This is a genomic window from Agrobacterium sp. ICMP 6402 (assembly GCF_009498615.1).
GTDB lineage: Bacteria > Pseudomonadota > Alphaproteobacteria > Rhizobiales > Rhizobiaceae > Agrobacterium > Agrobacterium burrii.
This window is the reverse complement of sequence record NZ_QSNV01000012.1, coordinates 167,004-188,742: the sequence shown is the minus strand read 5'-3', so window position 1 is coordinate 188,742 and position 21,739 is coordinate 167,004. Positions and strand designations below refer to the sequence as shown.

Here is a 21,739-nt window from a genome sequence, read left to right as displayed (position 1 = left end):
CGCTCATATGGTTTCCGCGCATAACAATTCCCCATTCAGATCAGCAAATTCAACATAAAACTCATATATTTACGCGTAATTGGCCCGCAATCCGCAAATTGCAGGTTCGTAAAAATCAGCCTTGCTCGCAGATTTTCATCCGCCCTCAGTCAAAAATATACAATCCATCAACGCATATATTTTATATGTTTTACGTTGGTTGTTATATAAATATATGTTTACAGAATCCGCCCAGATCGCAACTGGCCTGCCCTCTTCGTATCGACCATCGAATCAAAACTCTCCTTCTGGTTGCGTAAATACTACTTCTTGAGCTTCCGATTTCGAAGCTTTGCTCTGGCGTAAAGAGATCGCGCCCGCCTCTTCCTCATCAGGGCAGTATCTGCACGAGTAGCAAGGACGTAAATTTCATAGAGACCCATTTTGAACACACCTTTCCTATCACGCGACGCAGCTGCGACCGTGTTGTGAGCTTCATCTCTTGTTTCCATCAGCCTTTCAGCTAGATGGGCATTGCAACGGGGCACTGAAAATTGCCGCCTCTGGAAAATAAAGACACTTATCAGTGCCCCGCATCAGCGGTTTATGCCTGTCAAAGCCTGTCCTTAGCCAATGCGTTTCGGAGAAATAGAAAGGCCCACCACAAACCAGATTCCATCTCTCCTCCGGTCATTGCCAGAGGACTTTCCCTGTCAGGCCCCGAAATATGAGAGTGACGTCTTTCTCTCATAATCAGCGCTGGTTCAGTTTCAAAACCGGAATGTCTCCCGGTTCATAACGGAACAAGGGCAATATAAATCAGGCAAACAGGGCGGGCATGAACGGGGAAACAAAAAGCCTTCCCCAAAGCTAAAGAATCTAGGGGAACAGCGTTAATTCGTTGAAAACATACATCCTTTCAAGTCGAAATATGCAGGCGGCAACCACGGCTGCCAGTCAAAACAACTTTTCGCTTTGGCTTCATCGACAAGCTAGCATGATTATGTCCACTTCTGGCCCTGAACGGATATCATTTACAAGAAATTATGTTCGCTCATGCGTAGGCTACCCAGCCGCGGAAACTGATTGCTTGATAAAATTGCGTGATGCTCGTGAAACCTGCTTCCTGCAGATATTCTCGCTCTTCTTCCGGTGACCTTATGAAGGCTTTTCTCATCCCTATCTTAGCTGCGTTAAGTCTATCGGCGTCCATCTGTGAAGAAGCGCCAAATTTGACATGCCGTTCGATCCAGGTTGAGTAAGCTGGTTCGCTCAATGGGAAACTGACGTGAGCTAGAACGAACGGCGAGCCCGGTCGTAGACGCTGGCGAATGCCATCAAGCGTGACCTTCCTATCCTCGGGCGAGATATGGTGGAATACGAGCAGACATACTGCACCATCGAAAGGCCCAGCGGGTGCAACAGAGATGCTGCCATTGTGAAGAGCTATGCGCTCAATAAGGTTTCCAATCGTTTTTTGTGCCAATGCAAGCATGTCCGATGACGGATCGACACCATCAAATTTCCAACCTGGCTGCTGTTCAGACAGTGCTTTTAGCTCAAGGCCACCACCCGCACCGACCACGAGCACTCGCCCGTCTTGGGGCACCCGTTCGGCCAAAAGCAGTCCCGCCATGCGATGAAGTCCATCGAGCCCCGGAACGTTGCGTCTAGCTCCTTCGATATAATCAGCCTGCCTTCCATCAAATGTACCCACAGCGACAACTCCTTTTTGCGCCTATCGTAACAACATAAGTTACGTAAGGCGCCGGTGCAATACCTCACATCAGGACAGCGAGCACCGCGGCGACCGCTAATGGCGCAAAGACGCCGCCCACCCATGTCGGCCATCAGCCCAAAGCCGTCGTCGAGCTGCTTTGATATCCAGGTAGAAACGACGTGTAGACATTGCAGCGGGGCCACTCGAACCCATCAGATAAAAATCGCTGCCAAAACAACACGGTGCTGCTGGCGGCATCGGGTCTATGGCTGGGAAATGTCCGATAGGTCCCATAAATGGAACGGTTTGCTCTGACGCATTATCGTGATGTTTCTCACTCTTGACATCCTTTCGCAAACCTTGTTTATACGCATAAGCAGCTAATACGAATTAGCAGAGCAGCAGGAAACGGGGTTTCGATGGTTAGGCGCTTGACGCAACGTGACATTGCGATCTTCGCGGGGGTCAGCCAGGCAACGGTTTCGCTCGTGCTCAACGAGGCGAAATCCGCTGAAGGCCGTATCCCGCCTGAAACGCGGGAGCGCGTGCTGAAGGCCATTCGCGACACCGGTTATGTGGCGGATCCCATTGCGCGCAGCATGGTCAAGGGCGCCAACCGGATTCTGGGTGTATTCACCTACCAGCCGGCTTTCCCCATTGCGCAGGCGGATTTCTACACGCCTTTTCTGATGGGAATAGAGGAGGAGGCGGAGAGGCTGGGCTACGACCTTCTGCTGATGACGGCCGCCGCGCGCGACGATAACGGCCGCAAGCGCATCTTCGGGGAAACAGGTCGGCTTCGACTTGCTGACGGGTGCCTGATTCTGGGCAGCCAGTTCGATCGCGATGAGCTGGCCCAACTGGTTGCCGGTGACTACCCTTACGTCGCAGTCGGTCGCCGTGACGATGCCGGTGGGCCTGTGCGTTATGTTGGCGCGGATTACGTCACCGCCACGCATGCTCTTGTACGAGAGGCACTTGCCGCCGGCCATCGCCGTTTCGCCTTCATCGGCGCGACGGGTCCGGCGGAATCCATCAGCGACCGCTGGCGTGGTTTTCTCGCCGCAATCGAGGGCGCGGCGGAGCTGGTTTATTCCCATGAAAGTGAAAATGGCGATCCGGCCGAGCAACTGGCCGCCGTTCGCGCCAGCGGAGCAAGCGTCGTTTTTTTTGCCGAAGTGGCCGAAGCGGTGGTCTTCGACAATCACGCCCGTGCGCAGGGGGTGAGCGTCCCCGGCGATCTTTCCATCGTCGTGCTCGGCAGCGGCACGCGCACGCATACGCTCCGGTTGCAACGTGTCTTCACCTCCTATGCCATCCCCCGCGAAGAGATGGGCCGGCAGGCGACCTCCATGCTGGTCGAAACCCTCACCAGTCCCCCCGGCCCTGTACGACAGATATTGCTGGGTTGCGATATCGTGGCGGGCGAAACGCTTGCTTCCCCAACTCAAGGCCCAACTTAAGGAAAGAGAACCTCACGTGAGAGAATACAATGCAGATATTCTTGTGGTTGGCGGCGGGCTTGGCGGCGTGGCCGCGGCGCTTGGGGCCCTGCGCAACGGCCGGAGCGTTATCCTGACGGAAGCATTCGAGTGGATTGGCGGCCAGCTGACCAGCCAGGCCGTGCCGCCCGACGAGCACAGCTGGGTCGAACAGTTCGGGATCACCGCCAGCTATCGCGCCCTGCGCACGGGCGTGCGGCAATATTACCGCGACCACTATCCGCTGACGGACGCCGCCCGGGCGGATCTGACGCTCAACCCCGGTGACGGCAATGTATCTCGCCTGTGCCATGAACCGCGCGTTTCGCTGGCGGTGATGGAGGCGATGCTTGCCCCTTACGCGGCCGGCGGCAAGCTGACCATTCTCAAGCCGTATGAGCCGATCGCCGCAGAGGTCGACGGCGACACCGTGCGGGGCGTGACGCTGCGCCATTGCAATACGGGCGATCTCGTTTCCTGTTCGGCCCGCTACATCATCGACGCCACCGAACTGGGCGATCTGCTGCCGCTGACAGCTACTGAATACGTCACGGGTTTCGAAGCGCAATCCGAAACCGGCGAGCCGAGCGCGCCGGCAGAGGCGCAACCGCACAATCAGCAGGCCGTCTCGATCTGTTTCGCCGTCGATCAGGTTGACGGCAATCATGTCATCGACAAACCCGCTCGGTACGACCACTGGCGTCAGGTTGCCCCCGAATTCTGGGGCGGGCCCCTATTGAGCTGGGACTCGCCCAATCCGCGGACGCTGGAGCGCAGCCGCCGGTTCTTCGATCCCAACCCGATCGACAACGCAACACGCGACGTTGCCGACCAGCGCCACAGCGCCGGCGATATGAGCCTGTGGATATTCCGCCGCATTGCCGCACGCCATACGTTTCGGCCGGGCGCCTATGCCAGCGATATCTGCCTCGTGAACTGGCCGATGATCGATTATTTCGAGGCGCCGATCATCGACGTTACTCCCGAACAATATGCCGAGCGGCTGGCCGACGCGGCAAGCCTGTCCTATTCCATGTTCTACTGGATGCAGACCGAGGCGCCTCGCCCGGATGGTGGCCAGGGCTTTCCGGGCCTGCGCCTGCGCGGCGACGTTACCGGCACGGAACATGGCCTGGCCATGGCGCCCTATATTCGTGAAAGCCGTCGTATTCGTGCCCTTACCACGGTGGTGGAACAGGATTTGTCGCTTGCCGTGCGCGGCGATCGCGGCGCGGTGCATTACCCCGACAGTATCGGTGTCGGCATGTACCGCATCGACCTGCACCCCTCGACGGGCGGCGATAACTATATCGATGTCGGCGCCTGCCCTTTCGAAATTCCTCTGGGTGCCCTTATTCCCCGCCACAAAACGAACCTGCTGGCGGCATCCAAGAATATCGGCACGACGCATATCACCAATGGTTGCTACAGGCTGCATCCGGTCGAATGGAACATCGGCGAAGTGGCCGGCATGCTGGCCGCCTATTGCCTTGACAGGGGCGAGACCCCGCATGGCGTGCACGCCGATGAAAAGCGGCTGGCGGAGTTTCACACCCACATCGAACGCCAAGGGGTGGAGCGCCATTGGCCTGATATTCGCGGCTACTAGCCAAAACGTATAATCTGGGAGGATTATTCATGCGCAGGAGTATAGTCAAAATTGCACTGACCGGTTTTCTGGTCACATCCGGGCTGGTTTCGCCGGCTTTGTCGCAGGAATTGCGGATGGCCATCTGGAGCGCCAACGAAGCCCATCTGGCCCTGTTCAACGAGATCGCCGACGAATTTGAGGCCAGCCATCCCGGCGTCAAGATCACCTACGATTCGCTTGCCTACGAAGGCTATGCCACCACCTTGACCACCCAGATCGCCGGCGGCAATCCCCCCGATCTGGCCTGGCTGTTCGACACGACCGCGCCTGACTTCATGGCGGCCGGGGCGCTTTATCCCCTTACCGAAACCTTTGCCAATACCGAAGGTTACGACATGGACGACTTCCCCCCGGCAACACTCACCGCGTGGTCGTATGAAGGGGTACAATATCTCTATCCCTTCTCGACATCGCCCTTCGGCGTTTTCGTCAACAACGACATGATCCGGGCGGCAGGTGCCAGGACACCCGCCGAGATGATCGCTGCCGGCGAATGGAACTGGGACAGTGCCATTGCGACAGCCGCGAAAGTTGCGGCCACCGGCAAACAGGGATTGATCATTCGTGATTTTGAATACAAGGCCTGGGAGAACCTTGCCGAAGTCTATACCGGCTGGAATGCCTATCCGTGGTCGAAAGACACGAAGTCCTGCGCTTTTGCCAGCCCGGAGATGGTTGATGCCATGCGCTTCATCCACGATGCGATCTTCGTGAAAAAAGCCATGCCCGGCCCCGGTGTTTCTGCCGACTTTTTTGCCGGGGATGCGGCGATGACGACCACCCAGATCAGCCGTGCAGCGCTGCTGCCGAAAGGCGACAAGGCCTTCGACTGGGATCTCGTGCCGTTGCCTAAAGGACCCGCAGGTGACTATGCCGTAACAGGTCGGGCAGGCATTGGCGTCATGGCCAGCGGCAAAAACCCAAAGCTCGCGGCGGAATTCCTGGCGTTTTTCTCCTCCAAGCCTAATGTGGCCAAGCTCGCGCGGTTTTTCCCGCCGGCACGGCAGAGCTTGCTCACCGCCGATGTCCTCGCGGCCGCCAACCCATTGCTGTCGCGTAAACAGATAGAGGCCGTGGTCATTCGCGGCGTCGCCACCGGTCAATCAACGCAGCAGGTCCGCAACTTTGCCCGGCTGCAACAGACCGTTCGCGCTGGCCTTGACGGTCTCTGGCGTCCCGATGCCGATGTCGCGGCTGTCCTGCAAGCGCTTTGCGGCCGTCTCGATCCGTTGCTGGCGGCCAATTGACGCTTGGTAGTCATCCGATTTTCCGTGGATGCGAAAAGCAGAAGGAAGAAAAGCCATGACGCTTGCCCTCCAGACAGCGCAGACACAGGCCCGGCGCGGTTTCTGGACCATGGCGCGCCGTGACGCCGCCACCGGTTATCTGTTCATAGCGCCGCAACTCATCGGTATCGTTGTCTTCGTGCTCGTGCCGCTGGTGCTGGTCTTCTGGTATTCACTGCATGAGTGGAACGTGCTGGCAGGCTCGTTCCGGTTCACCGGCGTCGCCAACTACCAGAAGCTGCTCAGCGACCCGGCCATAGGCGAAGTGCTGGCCGTGACCGCCGTGTTCTCCGCCGGGCTTGCCCTGCTCAATATGAGCCTGGCGCTGGGGCTTGCGTTGCTCCTGAATCAGAAGCTGGCCTTCATGACCGTGTTCCGCACACTGTTCTTTTCGCCTGTGGTGGTGTCGCTGGTCGCATGGACAATCGTCTGGAGTTTCTTGCTGCAGAACAATGGCGGCATCAACGGCCTCCTGCAAATGATCGGTGTCGAGGGTCCCAACTGGCTGCGCCACCCCACGACGGCAATGATCTCGGTCATCGTCGTGCAGGCGCTCAAGAATCTCGGTCTCAACATGATCCTGTTTCTGGCCGCACTACAGGGCGTGCCACGGGAACTGTTTGAAGCCGCGCGCGTCGACGGTGTGCCGCGCTTCAAGCAATTTTATCGCATCACCCTGCCGATGATCAGCCCGACGATCCTGCTCGCCTCCATCGTCACCATCGTCGGCGCGTTGCAGGTCTTTGCGCAAATCATGATCCTTACGCAGGGCGGGCCGGGCTTTTCCACGACGGTTCTCGTTTATTACCTCTATCAGCAGGCCTTCCAGTTCTACCTCTTCGGTTATGGCTCGACACTCTCCATCATCCTGCTGGTCATTGTCGGCGCTCTCACCTTCATCCAATGGCACTTGCGCAGAAAGTTCGTATTCTATGAAAACTGAACTCAGCCCACGCGCGCAGGCGCTGATCTATTTCATACTCTGCGTGCTGCTTGTCCCCTTCGTCTTTCCGACCTGGTGGATGGTGACGTCATCGGTCAAACCCGTCAGCCAGATATTTGCCTTTCCACCTGACATCTGGCCGCGCGCCTTTGATTTTTCATCCTATTCCGACGTTTTCAGAATACAGCCCTTCGCGCTGCAATACTGGAACTCCGCCTATATCGCCGCAATCGTCACCATCGGCACCATGGCCGTGGCTTCGATGGCCGGATATGCATTTGCGCGCATCAGGTTTCCCTTCGCCAACGCCATCTTCATGGTGGTGCTGGTGGGATTGCTGATCCCGTCCGAAGTGACACTGGTTCCGCTGTTCCGGATGTTTCTCAAATGGGGCATGATCAACACGCACTGGCCGCTGATCCTGGTGCCGATCTTCGGCGCGCCGGCGGTCTTCGCCACCTTCATCATGCGCCAGTTCTTCATCTCCTTACCCGTGGAACTGGAGGAAGCTGCGCGGGTCGATGGTCTCGGCCGGTTCAAGATATTCTGGACCATCGCCCTGCCGCTTTCCCGTCCGGCGCTGGCCGCCGTTGCGATCTTCACGTTTCTCGGCAGCTGGAACCTTTATCTCGAACCCATCGTCTTTCTTTCCAGCCCCGACAAGTTCACCCTGCCCCAGGCGCTGACACAATTTACCGACGCCTATGGCGGGCCGATGTGGAACATCCAGCTTGCCGCCGCAACGATGACCGCCATTCCCGTACTCATCGTTTTCATCGTTGCGCAGAAACAATTCGTCGAAGGCCTCGCCCATACCGGCCTCAAAGGCTAATCGAAAGGCTGACCCATGGCACCCGTTACCCTTAAATCCGTAAAGAAAAGCTATGGCGCATTCGCCACCATCCATGGTGTCGACATCGATATTGCCGATGGCGAATTCGTTGTCCTCGTCGGCCCATCGGGCTGCGGCAAATCCACCCTGCTCCGGATGATCGCAGGCCTTGAAACCGTGACCAGCGGCGATATCTCGATCAGCAGCCGTGTCGTCAACGAGATCGAACCGAAAGACCGCGACATCGCCATGGTCTTTCAGAACTACGCGCTTTATCCGCACATGAGCGTGGCCAGGAACATGGCGTTTTCGCTCGAACATCGCGGCGGCAGCAAGACCGAGATCGCCGAACGGGTGAACTGGGCAGCCGACATATTGGGGCTGACGCCGTTGCTCGAACGGTTCCCTCGCCAGCTTTCCGGCGGGCAACGGCAGCGTGTCGCCATGGGCCGCGCAATCGTCCGCAATCCGCAGGTTTTTCTGTTCGACGAACCGCTCAGCAATCTCGACGCCAAGCTGCGCGTGGTGATGCGCGGTGAAATCAAGGGGTTGCACCAGCGTCTGGGGGTCACGACCGTCTATGTCACGCATGACCAGGTGGAAGCCATGACCATGGCCGACAAGATCGTGGTGATGAATGCCGGACGGGTCGAGCAATGCGGGGCGCCGCTCGAGCTTTATGACCGGCCCGCCAATCCCTTCGTCGCGGGCTTCATCGGTTCGCCGGCGATGAATTTCATCAAGGGGCGACTTACCGCCGATGGCTTCGAGGCTGACGGTATCGTCTTGCCCCTTCCGCCCGGCCCGGCCACAGGCGAAGCGATATATGGCGTCCGCCCGGAACATTTCGAACTGGTCAACCATGGCCTCCCCACGACCGTTTTACTGGTGGAGCCAATGGGGTCGGAAACGCAGGTTACGATGATGCTCGGCCATCACCAGGTCATCGGCGTCTTCCGCGAGCGTGTGCAGGCGCAGCCGGGCGCGACCATCCAGGTTCAGCCCGACCTGAAATCGATCCATTTGTTCGATGCCGCGACCAATCAACGCCTCAACTAGCGAACCCCTCGCCATGACACGCCATCGCAAACCGGGTCTGAAGACGCATCGCGCCGACCGGCCACCTCCCGGCATATTTTCACCATCCGAAATTGCATCGGATCCCTCATGGGTTCCGGATATGGCTGCTTCAGGCGAGCCGGCGATGACTGCGGAAACCTATATTGCCGCATATCTTGCCGACGTCGATGCATGGTGGTGGTCAACGAACCTGCATCACGAGCCAGGAGGTTTAGCGTTAAAACGCACCCTCGCTATTATCGCGCGAGCAAGGATGCCCGATCACGAACGAGCTCTCGGCCAGTTGGGTGTCGATCCACTGGAGAATATGATGTCCGATGAACTGCTTGAGCTTTTGAGAGCCTGGATGCCGTTCACTCCCGCAATGTGCTACGCCCTCGGCTGCGTGCGGATGGAGTTCGAACCGCCCCAACTGCAACGCCGCCTGAGTGCAATGGTAGCGGAATCGCGACGCAAAACAGAATTCAATGATTAAAAATCGCTGCCCGGAAACGCCATGTTGGGTTGAACTTGGGATGACCATATGAAATCGACGTGTCAGGTGTTGAAAAGCCGTAATAGGAGGGACAGGCAAATTCGCACGAATGTAACGCGCCGTAATATCGGTCTGGTCCCTCCCCTCTTTCTCGCTGCCGGGCTGATATTCCAGGCAACGATGGCAGTCAGCCCGGCCCAGGCGGCGGAGAGCGTGACCGTTCCCCCTTATGAACCTGCCATCGGGGCCGAGAGCCATTATCGCGTTCAAAAGACGACCGAGACCGACATGTCGCTTTGGTTCGACAAACCGGAAGCATCGTCCGTTGTCATGCGTGGCGATTTCCGTCAATCGGCAACTGTCCTGTCGCGCGACGCCGACGGAATGCGGATGAAATGGAGGCTTTCCGCAGACATTCCCCCGGACGCGACAGGCGCTGCGGATTCCTATGCGATGAACGCCCTGTTTCGCAATTCACTCGCCGCTTATGGTGTGAAGGCGCTGGAATTCGACGCCGATCCGAGTGGCACTCCGACGGCGCTTGTCGGCGCCGATCAGATCATCGCCAATATGGAAATGCTTCTGTCCACGTCCGCGTCAGATAACACGGCCTCTCGCATGCTCCAGACCGTTAAAGGTAATCCTCTTGTCGTTATCGACGTGCTTGCGCCGGAAAGCATGATCCTTGCGCTTGGGCAATCCTCCGAAGCTTTCACGACAGATATCGGACGGGAATGGACCGTTGAGGGAAGCGAAGAGCTGAAGGGGATGCTCGTCCCGACAAGTACCGTCTGGAAACTCGAAGCCGCCGACAGGATCAGGCAAACAGCCACGTTCAGCGCGGCGGTAACCTACGATCCGGCTGCCCTGCTGCAATCCCAGCAATCTTCGATCGATGGCATGATCGCAAGCTTCGCTGACCGGGCGAAGCAAATGACCGACGCGCAACTGGCGCAGGCCAGAAGCGCTGGCAAGTCGCGGACTGTGACCTATGTGAATTCGACACGTGACGGCTCGACAATCGAAGTGCTGGAAAACACGGTCGCAAATGTTGGCGGCATGAAGGTCACCGTGGCCATGCATATCTGGCGAGAGGATCAGCCACCGGTCCTGCCTGCGCCACATGCATGGACTGCCCAGCCCCTGTCCGGCCAACGCGTTGAGCCGTTACCCGAAAACAATACGCAAGCTTCGATCGATCTGGACCAGTCCCGCCCGAAGACCGATGCCGATACCGATACCGCTTCCTCTTCCAACCAGAATGATGGTGACAAAACTTCTAAAGACAGCGGCGGCGGGCACATTGCACCGATTTCGCTCAAGGTCGCAAAGGTGAAATCCTCGGTCGATCCCGCTGCCGGACCTACGGTGGAAATTGCGTTGACGCCGGAAAGCGCCAAGGCCTTCGGGGATTTCACACGCGCAGCTCTCGGGCAAAAGACCCAGTTGCTGGTTGATGGAGACGTCATCTCCGAACCGGTGGTGAGAGAGCCGATTATGGGCGGCAGCGTCACCGTCAATGGTCTTGATTCAGCGCAGGCTCTGGCCATCGAGCAACGATTGTCGTCTTCCGAGGCCACGATCATCGTGCGGTTGGCGCCATAATCTTGCAACGAGGAATTCTTCCGGTGAGGGCAGATTGCTCGCTTCAGAGGCGAGTGACATTATAGATTGAACGCGAGACCCAGTGGAATTAGGTATGGCTGTAATATCTCGTCTGAGAAGATTGTGCACAAAGGGCGTGGGAAAGTCAGCTGATGAAGAACGATAAATCGTCGCAAGGGCTGAGTGAGATCCTGCGTGATCTCGTCCAGGAGGGCGGCCAGCTGGCGGAGGCGTTACGGCTCACAGAAGCACATCTTGCCAGTGCGCCTGACGATACGGACATCTTGGAATGGCATATTCGCGTGCTCGAGCAAATGGATCGCAGCGAAGAAGCCCTGGTTGCATTCGAGCCATACAAGACCGCAGTTCTTGGCCGGGAGCCTGAAAGCCCGCATCGCTGGCAAAAACTCGGGTTCGCGCTCTTTCGGCAGGCAGAGATTTGCCGCGCTCTGGGCCGCAAGGAAGAGGCGAGGCACCTGGTTCTTGAGGCGGTGACCAGGATCGGCAGCTTTAGCGATCACACGGCCTGGATGACGGCAGCGCGATGGTTCTGGGACGACGGCGAATTCAATGGCGCCGGGCGGCTCTGGTACGATATCATGTTCAGGAGCAACGCCGACGATGGCCTTGCCGCCAAAATTCTCGAAACCACAACAACCCTGGGCGACGGTCACAACCATGATTGGGTATGGCTCGCACGCATGCGGGCGACACTGGCCGCCCGAGAGCGCAGACGCGAGCGCATCGAGGCGATGTTCCTCCGTGTTGCGCACCAGCCTCTCGCCTGGCGCATCAGGGCCAGGGCGCGTGCGATGGCGGATGATCTCGACGCGGCCTCCGCCGATCTTGATCATTATCTCGAACTCGGCGGCGACCCCAGGGCACAGGTCTGGCGGGCGCAGCTCAACCACCAAATGGGGCATGCACACGGTCTGGAACAGATCGTGTGGAACAGGACGAGTGACGCGGGCGCACGCGACTATTATGCGGCGGGCTGCGATGTCATGGAATTCATCGAGGAGCTCCAGGAGGAAGGGCAATATGTCGGCGCCGAGGATTTTGCGCGCGCCCGTCGAGTGGAGGCCGAGGTCTATAAACTCGGAGCGGAGCGTTTCGAGCATTACTTCGCGACCGGGGAAGGCAATAGTGAGGACGCCGATCCACACGTCTATGCCATGTTATGCAACAATCTCGGTTCGTCCTGGGGCATTAACCAGGAACGCTACCTTGAGGGCATTGCCTGGCATGACAAGGGTTGGGCAGTGTCGCCATTCTGGGAGCAATACAGTAACCGGCTGCGCAATCAGCTCCATGCTCGCCAATGGGCGGGCGTGATCGAATCCTATGAGGTTCTTCGTCAGGCTTTCGGCAAGGATTGGCAATATGAAAAACGGTTGAATGGCGTTGGCTATGCCTATGATCAACTCGGACGCCATGGAGACGTACTCGCTCTCTATGACGAATTCGCCGACTGGTGCTGGACATTCGAGACGAACTCGCTCGAATTCGATGAGGAAGAAAACCAGATCGGGCTGTTGTTGCGAGCAGCAAAGGCTGCGGTGCACGAGGGACGCAACGATCTGTTGCGTGAAATCACGCACCGGCTGCGGGCCTCCGATCGCCTGACCCCGAATATGGCGGACTTTCTCGCCGCGGCTTGGGCGGATCACGGTGATCCGGCCGAAGCCCAGCTTTGCCGGCATGCGCTCACCCCGCCGGAGCCACCGGCGATGCCAGATATGCCGAGGCTTCCTGACCTCGCGACACTGCAGCGGATTCACGATGGCGTGTCGCTGAATTCGGGTTATGGCCCCCTCACTCTGACAGCGGAAGATGAGCAGGGCTGGCATTTCACGGTCACGCGTTATCTGGCGCCGGCCAATGGCGATGCCTTTTGTCCCGTCAATATCGAGGCGCAGCGCGGACAGGAACCGGGCATGCTTGCCTGGCAGGTCGGCCAAGTCGAGGAGCCAGCTGGATGGCTGGCGCGCCTCGGTGGTCGCAAGATCAATCGACGTGTCCAACTCACCCGCTCTCCCACAGGATCGCCCGGTGCCGAGGCGCTCCAGACCGCGGACGAGGCGGAGATCGAGGCTTTCTGGCCGCAATTCCTACGCCGTTACGAGAGAGCGGACAAGATCTGGCAGCAATTGTCGGGCACGATCACCATCGAGCATATCAGGGTGCTTCTCGCCGAACTCGAGGCTGCCGGTTATGATTATGACCAATCACTGACTCTGGGCATCTGCACGGTGCAGCGCACACTCATCAACGGCCGGCAGGAGATCAGCCTTTGTTTCGACCGTCTGCGGGATGGCGATCCCGCCCGCCCGGGCAAGGCCTGTGATTTCTACTATCACCGCTATCAGATCGCCGGGACTGAAGAGGAGCCCGTTCTCTGCTATATGTATCAGGACAAAAACCATCAGACAGCCCGGGATGTCGAACCGAGCGACTCCGATCTGGCGCTGGCCTCATTCGCTCACTTCCGGCGTATGATGCGCCGTCTGGAACGGCATCGTAAACTACAAAAGGGCTGACAGGCCGATCGCGATCGTCTTGGAAGACCCATATTGGTTCCGCAGCAGCGGCGCATAACGTGTATGCCGGCGTTCCCCTGTCCGCGTAAGGGCGCCGACAGAGGTGGCTCGGTTTGTCTGAACAGTTTCGGGCGTTTTGCTAAGTGGATTTCCGCCTCGATTATGCTGCCACCATCATTGGTGCCAGCGCGTGGGCCGGTCGCGTCACGGGTCGACCAGCATGTCGAGATCGCCATGATGCGCACTCCGGACGGACACAGTCGGCTGGAGCTTTCGCGCTTCCTCCGTCCTGAAATCGTTGCCGATCACCGGACTTCTCCCGTGAACGCTCTTGGATATCTGCGTGCCATGTTCACAGTCGACGACGTCTATTTGTGCATGAGATTTCAAATCGCGCAGCTAGTGCAACCATTCACACTGATAGGCCAACACCGGTTCGGCAAATCCTTTCAGTCTGTAACGATCACCATGCACGAGGACATCGGCGCTGCCATATTCCTGGAAGGTCTTGTCCGATATCAGGATTTGATCGCTCCCAGCGGCGGCACAAAGCCTTGCTGCCAGTTGCACGGTCGTGCCGAAGAAATCATTGTGGTCTTCGACTGGCTCACCACAATCCAGCCCGATGCGGATGTGAATGGGCTCGCCGTTGTCGCTGTTGTAACGATGGAATTCGCGTTGGATGTCAATGGCGCAGTCCACGGCAAATGGCGTGGAGGAGAACACGGCCATGATGCCATCACCGGTGTGCTTGACCTCCCGCCCCGATCGTCGCCCAAGGCAGCCACGAACCAGAGCGTCATGCGCCCGGACGAGTTCAGCCGACATGCGATCGCCAAGGCGGGACGTCATTTCGGTTGAACCGACAATATCTGTGAAAAGGATCGCACGGTGGCCGGCGTCCATGGCTTGCGAGACAGCCCCAACCGTAACGGGATCCTGTATTCGCCCGAGAAATGCTTCTACGGCTGACAGGGCAACTGCCACCACTTCACTGGCGATAAAGCCGTGCGCTTCCCGATGCACGCACTGCGCGGTTTCAGCGTCCGGGGCATCCATAAGGCAAAACGCCGTACCACGCCTTTCATCAAACCAGTAGGTCAAAAACCTGACGCCATACTGATCCTGGATGTTGAGATCTTTAAGGTGTGCGGCGGCAATATCAGCCGCTGAAACTCCGGCAAGCTCGTGCCGGTCCATGAAGATAGGCATTGGTTTCCTCCCAAGAGTATATCGTTGCCTCCTCTGGCGGCCAGTTTACGACTTCCCCGAACTATCGTCTATCGCTCTTACGGGTGACCCTTGACAGCGACGGATCACCGGAAAGAGCGATATGCGTTTGCGTGACAATTTCAGCGCATTCGGCTATGTTACAAGGCCTACGAGCATTCACTGACGCATCAATTTGCGGTCAGCCTTTGCCCGCCAACGAAGCGAATTGGGGGGAATGCGATGACACAGCTCGATGAAACAAAACTGAATTCTTTCATTGGCAAAATGCTGGGCGACCTTGGAGGAGCCTTCAGCGTTCCAACCGTCAGGATTGGTTTGAGACTGGGCCTGTTCGAGGCGCTGCATCGCGTCGGGCCGGTGACGTCCGCAGGCCTGTCGGCAGCAGCTGGCGGCCTGTCGGAGCGATATGTCAGGGAGTGGGCACTGGCACAGGCGGCAAACGGCTACATCGACTACGACAGCGGTTCCGGGATGTTCAGTCTCTCACCCGAGCAGGCGATGGTGTTCGTCAACAGGGACAGCCCCGTTTATCTGGAAGGCGCTTTCGATCTGGTCGCCGCGATGATCGAGGGAGAGCCAAAGGTTGAGCGCAGCTTCCGAACCGGCGGCGGGGTGCGATGGGGAGACACCGCAGGTTGCCTGTTCTGCGCAACGGGGGCGTTCTTTCGGCCGGGTTATGTGAACAACATCGTGCAATCGTGGCTGCCTGCCCTTCAGGGCGTCGAGGAAAAACTGGTGAGAGGCGCCAGGGTGGCCGACGTCGGCTGTGGTGTCGGTTTTTCGACCATTCTTATGGCCGAGGCATACCGCAACGCCAGCTTCATCGGCTACGACTTCCACGAGCCATCGATAGAAGAAGCGAATAAACATGCCCGAAACCACGGGGTGGACGACCGGGTGAAGTTCGTGGCGGCAACGGCCAAGGACATCAAGGATACGGACTTCGATCTCATCACCAGCTACGACTGTCTGCACGATATGGGCGATCCGCGTGGATGCGCGGGGCACATGTCTCGCATTCTCAAGAAGGACGGCACCTGGATGATCGTCGAACCCATCGCGGGCGACCGCCCAGCGGACAATATGAATCCCGTCGGCCGTCTCTATTACAACGCGTCAACGATGATCTGCGTGCCCACCTCACTTGATCAGGAGGTCGGTGAAGGATTGGGCGCGCAGGCCGGTGAAGCGAAGCTTTCCGAGGTCATCCGCTCGGGTGGCTTTACCCATGTCAGGCGCGCCTTCACGGGACCCTTCAACATGGTCCTGGAGGCGCGCGCCTAGGATGTCTTGCCTTCTACTGTAAGGGGGCATGGCGCGGCGCGGTTGACCACGGTCGGGCGCCATGACTGTGCGTCTCAAATGCTTGACCGAGCGTCCCAGGCAATTGACTACTTCAACAATTGAATATCTTCTCATACGGTTCGGTCGGTGCGGTGCCGGTGCAGAAGACAGTCGAAAATTCAAACACTGGTTCCGGATGCGCAAAGCCGACAGCACTTTTGATATGGCTTCGTCACAGCGAGTTGATTGGCCATTTCCACCAGGCGAAGAATGTTTCGCAGCTTGGAAAAGTGCGCTTTCTCTGCTGGTAGACTGTTCCACACCCTGGGATGCAGATCCTGCGCTTTTCGATTTTCATGGTTGCAGCTGGCAGCTTCCGGGAGCCTTTCTGCATGCGAACGGCGGATCGGCGATGGTGATGTCGCGGACGCAGCAGGTCATCGATGAGCGACCGACCCCGCATATGGTGCTGTTCATGCTCCTGGAAGGGCGGGTCACGAGCAACTATGACGGACTGATTCAGGAACATGAGCCCGGAGACATCGTCGTCGTCGATTATTCGTTGCCCTATGAGAGCGAGACGTCAGGCTTTGAGGCGATCGCGCTGACCTTCGACAAGGCCAATGTGCTGGTCGAGTTTCTGAATAATGCTCACGGTCTTGTGCTGACACCGAACGAGCACGCCGGCGCTATGCTTGGAACCCAGATCAAGGCGCTGGTGGAACATATTGGCGGTCTCAGCATCCACCAGAGCCAGGTGGCGATCGATGGCATCCTGCGTTTTGCCGCGGCCGCCTTTGCGGCCCCCGCAACGCGAGAAAGACGTGACAAGCGTTTCCTTTTCCAACGCGCATCTTCGAGCGCGCGACAAAGGCTGTCCGATCCCGACTTCGGTCCGGATGAGTTGGCGGCGGTCCTGGGGGTTTCCCGGTCGAAACTGTTCCGTCTGTTCGAACCGCATGGTGGCGTACAGCGCTGGATGCTCGTGGAACGGCTAAGAGGAAGCTTGCAGAGCATCATGCGATCGACGCCAGATCACAAGATCGCCGTCATCGCCCGTAACCACGGGTTTCGCAGCGAGGCGCACTTCAGCCGCGCGTTCCAGAAGCGATATCAGACCAGTCCGAGTTCCGTCCGAGCTCTCGCCAAGGATTCAGTGCGAATAGCCGCATATGAGACCTTGTTGAAGCAAGGCGGCGGAAACGGAGCAGCGATCGTCGAAGCCTGGCTCGCTTCCGCCCGCGTTTGATTCCGCCCAGCCGCATCAGCTCCTGACACGACGATTGCTCCCTGCCGGCCGAGCCGACCATCGCTGATCGGAATTCGTCATTCGGCACGCCGGGCACGATGACCCTACGTCTCATCTTGATGACTGAACGTCCCAATATGCGCGGCAACCTCGCTCGGGGCAGTGACAGTGCGAGCGACATCGCAGACAGATGTTTTCGGTTTTGGATTCAGGCCTTCTGGCTGGCCATGGGGGCGGCAAGAATGAGCAATGGGGAGGCACGGATATGTCGGACGTGGCAGTTCAGACGCAGCAGATTACCGATACGGAGCACCCCGCGCACTGGCCGTCGTATCTTGGCAGGGCACTCAGCAAGGCATGGGCTCTGGTAACGCCGGCCGACCCGCGCGAACAAGAGCCGGACGGTCTGGAAGTGCTCGATATGCTCGGCGGCTGGGAAGGCTCCGACGCCAGGCGGCGCAGCATTAGCTAGCACCCTGCCAGTCAACTTGCCCGCAACGGCAGGCAGGCAAATGAAAATTCCATTGATCAGGATTGACCGGCCCAGGACGTTTTTCGCGTTCAGGGCGCAGGCAGATTGTCACCTCAAAGCCTGACGCTCTCAGGTCTTCGGACACATTGGCAACCACCGAAACCGGCCTCGATCTCGACCCATCCGCGACGCTTCAGCCTGCTGACCCCAGCAACACGGCTTCAAGGCCAACTTCAACATGAGATTCGAATGCGCATCAGGTCATTACCATTTCCAACGACAAGCCCTGCCGATGAAGCTTCCATTGTGCGTTCGTCCCGCTTCGGGCATCTGCGGCCCCAGACGTTGCGGGGTTCGACGACGCTGTGCGGGTTCTTCTCCGCCGGTGTTTACTCTGTGTTGGCGGTAACGGCGCTGGGTTTGGCTGCGCAGCCGGCTCTCGCGCAATGCGCTCCAACAGCGGGCGGCTTCGCCTGCTCCGGAGCCAATATAACGGGGCAAGACATCGACGCCGACGATACCACTGTCACGACGGCCCCTGGCTTCAGCGTCGATACGACGGCGCCGGGCGAACACGCCCTCTCCATTCAGGGGTTCGGCCATATCAGCTACATCGACGGCAATGGGGCGGCCCTCACGGCGGGCTCGGGTCAAATTGGTCTGAACATCCAGGCGAATGGCGATAACGGCGCAACTCCGGGCGCAATAACGGTCATGACTGGTGGGGCCGTCACCGGCGGTGACTCAGGTATCGTGGCCATCAACTATGGCACCGGCACGACCTCCGTTACCGCGACAGGCCAGGTGACCGGGACCGATAGCAGCGGCATCTACACCGAGAATGCCATCACGGCGAGCGACCTGACGGTGAACGCCGCAGGCGTCACCGGCGGCGACACCGGGATTATCGCAGCCAACAACGGCACTGGTGCGACCAGCGTTACCGCGACGGGTCTGGTAACCGGGATCGGTCTCAATGGCATCTGGGTCCAAAACGCCAACACTGCAACCGACCTGACGGTAAGCGCCGCAGCCGTCAACGGCAATGTCGATGGTATTTATGCCCACAATGACGGCACAGGCGCGACGAGCGTTACCGCGACAGGCCAGGTGACCGGGATCGGTCTCAACGGCATCTGGGTCCAAAACGCCACCACGACAACCGACCTGACGGTAAGCGCCGCAGGCGTCACCGGCAATGCCGACGGTATTTACCTCTACAACGACGGTACAGGTGCGACGAGCGTTACCGCGACGGGCCAGGTAACCGGCACCAATGGCATCGGCATCAACGCCTGGAACGCCACCACGGCGACCGATCTGACTGTCAACGCTGCGCGTGCTACCGGCCGCGACACGGGCATTCTCGCCTATAACGGCGGCACCGGCGCGACCAGCGTCATCGCGACGGGTCTGATCACTGGGATCGAAGGGAACGGCGTCCAGGCCTATAACGGCGCTACCGCAAACGGCCTCAATGTGAATGTCGTGGATGTCACGGCCGGATTGACAGGCATCTACGCCTGGAACCAGGGCGCCGGCACCACCGACGTGGCCGCGACAGGGCAGATCATCGCGAAACAGGGCTACGGCATCTTCGCCTTCAATGACGGCGGCACGACAACCGACGTGACGGTAAAAGCCGCAGGTGTCACCGGCGTTCCGGCCGGTATTTACGCCATCAATGGCGGCTCCGGGACGACCAGCATCACCGCAGCTGGCCTCGTGACCGGGGCTACCGGGATCAGCGCCGTGACCGGCCCCGCCTCAGCCGACCTGACGGTGAAGGCCGCAGACATCACGGCCGACAGCTTCGGCATCAACATCTCCAACTACGGCCGGGGGGCGACAACGATCACCACGTCCGGTCAGGTGACGGGGGCCGACGACACCGGCATCTATGCCTATAATCACCTCGCGACAACCGACATGACGGTCAATTCCGCAGGCGTCGCCGGCAGGCTGTATGGCATCAAGACAAGCAATAACGGCACCGGTGCGACCACCATCACGACCAGTGGGCTCGTGGAAGGCGGAGTCAGCGCCATCTCGGTCCAGTCCGGTGGCCAACCGATCGCCATCGTCACCAACGGGCTGGTGCGCAATACCTCACGCGATTCGACACGACTTGCGATCGAGGCTTTCGGCGGCCCGGTGGCGCTGACCAATGCCGGCGGCATGATTGGCACGGTCGACTTCGGCGTGGGCGCCAATATCATGACCAACAACGCGGCCTGGAACACGGCGGGCGGCGAAAACCACTTCGGCGGCGGCACGCTGACCAACAGTGTCAATGGCACAATTATCGGCGGTGGCAATGGCGCCGTGCCGGTGCAGACCCTGTTTGACAACCTCGGCAGTTTTGTCAATCACGGCACGCTCACCATGGCCAATGGCGTGGCTGGCGATGTGGTCAGCCAGACCGGCGGCAATGCGCGGTTCGAAGCAGGATCGGTTCTGGTGATCGACGTCAATGCCCTGGGACAGGCGGACAAATTCATCACAACCGGAAGCGCGACGCTGGCCGGCGGCACGGCAGCAATCCCTGACGTGGGCGGGGTCTATCTGTCGGGCCGCCAGTGGACAATCCTCACTGCGGCCGGCGGTGTCAGCGGCACCTTTGCCGCGCCGTCCGAAGGTCTGCCCTATATCGACGTGTCGCTCGGCTATGACGCCAGCAACGTCTATCTCGGTGTCGCCCGCAACGGCGTCGCCTTCTGCCTCACCGGCTTCAGCGGCAACGAATGCGCAAGCGCCAGTAGCGTCGAATTGCTCGGTCAGGGCAACACCCTCTACGACCTTGTCGCTTCGCAGGCGAGTGCCGAGGCTGCGGCCTACGTCTTCAACCAGGTCTCGGGCGAAATCCACGCTTCGGCCAGGGGCATGCTGCTCGAAGACAGCCGTTTTGTCCGCGACGCCGCAGGCGATCGCCTGCGTGCTGCTTTCGGCGGCACCGGCGCTGCGCGCGCGCCAGTGCTGGCCTATGGCGAGGGTGGGGCCGAACTCGTCGCGGCGGATACCGACCGCTTCGCCATCTGGGGTCATAGTTTCGGCTCGTGGGGCGGCACAGGCGGCGACGGCAATGCCGCCGCGTTCGACCGCTCCATCGGCGGATTTTTGCTGGGCGGTGATGTCCCGGTCGGCGATGCATGGCGTGCAGGTCTTGTGAGCGGCTTCAGCCGTTCCTCCTTCGATGTCGACAACCTCGCATCTTCCGGCAACGCCACCAGCTACTCTTTCGGTGCCTATGGCGGCGGCCAATGGGGCGCGGTGTCGTTACGCGCGGGTGCCGCCTACAGCTGGAACAGCATCGAGACCCGCCGCGCGGTGGCGATCCATGGCCTGTCCGAGGTGCTGTCGGCCGACTATGACGGCGCCACGGCACAGATATTCGGCGAGGCCAGCTACCGCATCGACACGGCGGCAGCGACTTTCGAGCCTTTTGCCAATCTCGCTTATGTCAATTTACGCACCGGCGGGTTCACCGAGACGGGTGGGGCGGCAGCCCTTTCACAGGCGGGTTCGAATGCCGATACCACCTTCACCGCGCTCGGTATCCGCGCCTCGGACGACTTCGCGCTCGGCAACATCAACGTGACTGCGCACGGCATGCTGGCCTGGCGTCATGCGTTCGGCGAAGTGACACCATTGTCGACCGGAGCCTTTGCCGGCGGCAACACCTTCACCATCGCCGGCGTGCCGATCGCAAGGGATGCCGCGGTGCTCGAGGCCGGCCTCGACTTCGATATTGCGCCCATGGCAAAGCTCGGCGTCTCCTATACCGGGCAGTTCGGCTCGGGCGTTTCCGACAATGGCGCCAGGCTGGATCTCAACGTCAGGTTCTGAACCGCCCGCGCCCGCGATTTGCCGGCCGAGTACAAGGCCTGCCCATCGAAGCAAGCTGCGGCT

The 21,739-nt window shown here is 59.3% G+C and carries 15 protein-coding genes and 1 pseudogene; 14 read left to right on the top strand and 2 right to left on the bottom strand.

Annotated features, from left to right (window positions below):
- Nucleotides 1–1,033 precede the first annotated feature (1,033 nt).
- Nucleotides 1,034–1,696: a class I SAM-dependent methyltransferase gene (locus DXT96_RS24145; RefSeq protein ID WP_336510815.1), complete on the bottom strand. Its 663-nt coding sequence runs from the start codon at nucleotides 1,694–1,696 to the stop codon at nucleotides 1,034–1,036.
- 422 nt (nucleotides 1,697–2,118) lie between these two features.
- On the opposite strand from DXT96_RS24145, the gene DXT96_RS24140 reads away from it, so the two are divergent.
- From DXT96_RS24140 to DXT96_RS27255, 10 genes and pseudogenes are all read left to right on the top strand, one after another.
- On the top strand, nucleotides 2,119–3,162 hold the full coding sequence (locus DXT96_RS24140; RefSeq protein ID WP_153516799.1) for a LacI family DNA-binding transcriptional regulator: 1,044 nt from the start codon (nucleotides 2,119–2,121) through the stop codon (nucleotides 3,160–3,162).
- Between the two features lie 16 nt (nucleotides 3,163–3,178).
- Nucleotides 3,179–4,789, top strand: coding sequence for an FAD-dependent oxidoreductase (locus DXT96_RS24135; RefSeq protein ID WP_371418988.1), 1,611 nt, complete (start codon nucleotides 3,179–3,181; stop codon nucleotides 4,787–4,789).
- A 29-nt stretch (nucleotides 4,790–4,818) separates the two neighbouring features.
- Nucleotides 4,819–6,078 (top strand): sugar ABC transporter substrate-binding protein, encoded by a 1,260-nt coding sequence (locus DXT96_RS24130; protein ID WP_153516797.1) that lies wholly within the window; start codon nucleotides 4,819–4,821, stop codon nucleotides 6,076–6,078.
- A gap of 55 nt (nucleotides 6,079–6,133) precedes the next feature.
- Nucleotides 6,134–7,060 (top strand): carbohydrate ABC transporter permease, encoded by a 927-nt coding sequence (locus DXT96_RS24125; protein WP_078052173.1) that lies wholly within the window; start codon nucleotides 6,134–6,136, stop codon nucleotides 7,058–7,060.
- A complete protein-coding gene (locus tag DXT96_RS24120) occupies nucleotides 7,050–7,892 on the top strand; it encodes a carbohydrate ABC transporter permease (protein WP_153516796.1) in 843 nt (280 codons plus the stop codon). The genes DXT96_RS24125 and DXT96_RS24120 overlap by 11 nt, the downstream gene beginning before the upstream one ends.
- Nucleotides 7,893–7,907: 15 nt before the next feature.
- On the top strand, nucleotides 7,908–8,951 hold the full coding sequence (locus DXT96_RS24115) for an ABC transporter ATP-binding protein (protein ID WP_153516795.1): 1,044 nt from the start codon (nucleotides 7,908–7,910) through the stop codon (nucleotides 8,949–8,951).
- 13 nt (nucleotides 8,952–8,964) lie between these two features.
- Nucleotides 8,965–9,447, top strand: coding sequence for a hypothetical protein (locus DXT96_RS24110; RefSeq protein ID WP_246670639.1), 483 nt, complete (start codon nucleotides 8,965–8,967; stop codon nucleotides 9,445–9,447).
- Nucleotides 9,448–9,627: 180 nt separating this feature from the next.
- The gene (locus tag DXT96_RS27005; RefSeq protein WP_194287733.1) at nucleotides 9,628–11,052 is read left to right on the top strand and encodes a hypothetical protein; all 1,425 of its coding nucleotides are present in this window, start codon (nucleotides 9,628–9,630) and stop codon (nucleotides 11,050–11,052) included.
- A gap of 152 nt (nucleotides 11,053–11,204) precedes the next feature.
- Entirely contained in the window at nucleotides 11,205–13,592 is a 2,388-nt protein-coding gene (locus DXT96_RS24100; RefSeq protein WP_194287732.1) for a hypothetical protein, read from the top strand.
- A gap of 143 nt (nucleotides 13,593–13,735) precedes the next feature.
- Nucleotides 13,736–13,961, top strand: a pseudogene (locus DXT96_RS27255) (VOC family protein); the annotation flags it as partial.
- 30 nt (nucleotides 13,962–13,991) lie between these two features.
- Here the strand turns inward: DXT96_RS27255 and DXT96_RS24090 are convergent.
- A complete protein-coding gene (locus DXT96_RS24090; protein WP_153516794.1) occupies nucleotides 13,992–14,804 on the bottom strand; it encodes a nickel-binding protein in 813 nt (270 codons plus the stop codon).
- Between the two features lie 240 nt (nucleotides 14,805–15,044).
- On the opposite strand from DXT96_RS24090, the gene DXT96_RS24085 reads away from it, so the two are divergent.
- From DXT96_RS24085 to DXT96_RS24070, 4 genes are all read left to right on the top strand, one after another.
- A complete protein-coding gene (locus tag DXT96_RS24085; protein ID WP_153516793.1) occupies nucleotides 15,045–16,109 on the top strand; it encodes a class I SAM-dependent methyltransferase in 1,065 nt (354 codons plus the stop codon).
- Nucleotides 16,110–16,170: 61 nt separating this feature from the next.
- Nucleotides 16,171–17,358: an AraC family transcriptional regulator gene (locus tag DXT96_RS24080; protein WP_246670638.1), complete on the top strand. Its 1,188-nt coding sequence runs from the start codon at nucleotides 16,171–16,173 to the stop codon at nucleotides 17,356–17,358.
- A 190-nt stretch (nucleotides 17,359–17,548) separates the two neighbouring features.
- Nucleotides 17,549–17,830 (top strand): hypothetical protein, encoded by a 282-nt coding sequence (locus DXT96_RS24075; protein ID WP_153516792.1) that lies wholly within the window; start codon nucleotides 17,549–17,551, stop codon nucleotides 17,828–17,830.
- 249 nt (nucleotides 17,831–18,079) lie between these two features.
- A complete protein-coding gene (locus DXT96_RS24070; RefSeq protein ID WP_153516791.1) occupies nucleotides 18,080–21,676 on the top strand; it encodes an autotransporter domain-containing protein in 3,597 nt (1,198 codons plus the stop codon).
- Nucleotides 21,677–21,739: the final 63 nt, after the last annotated feature.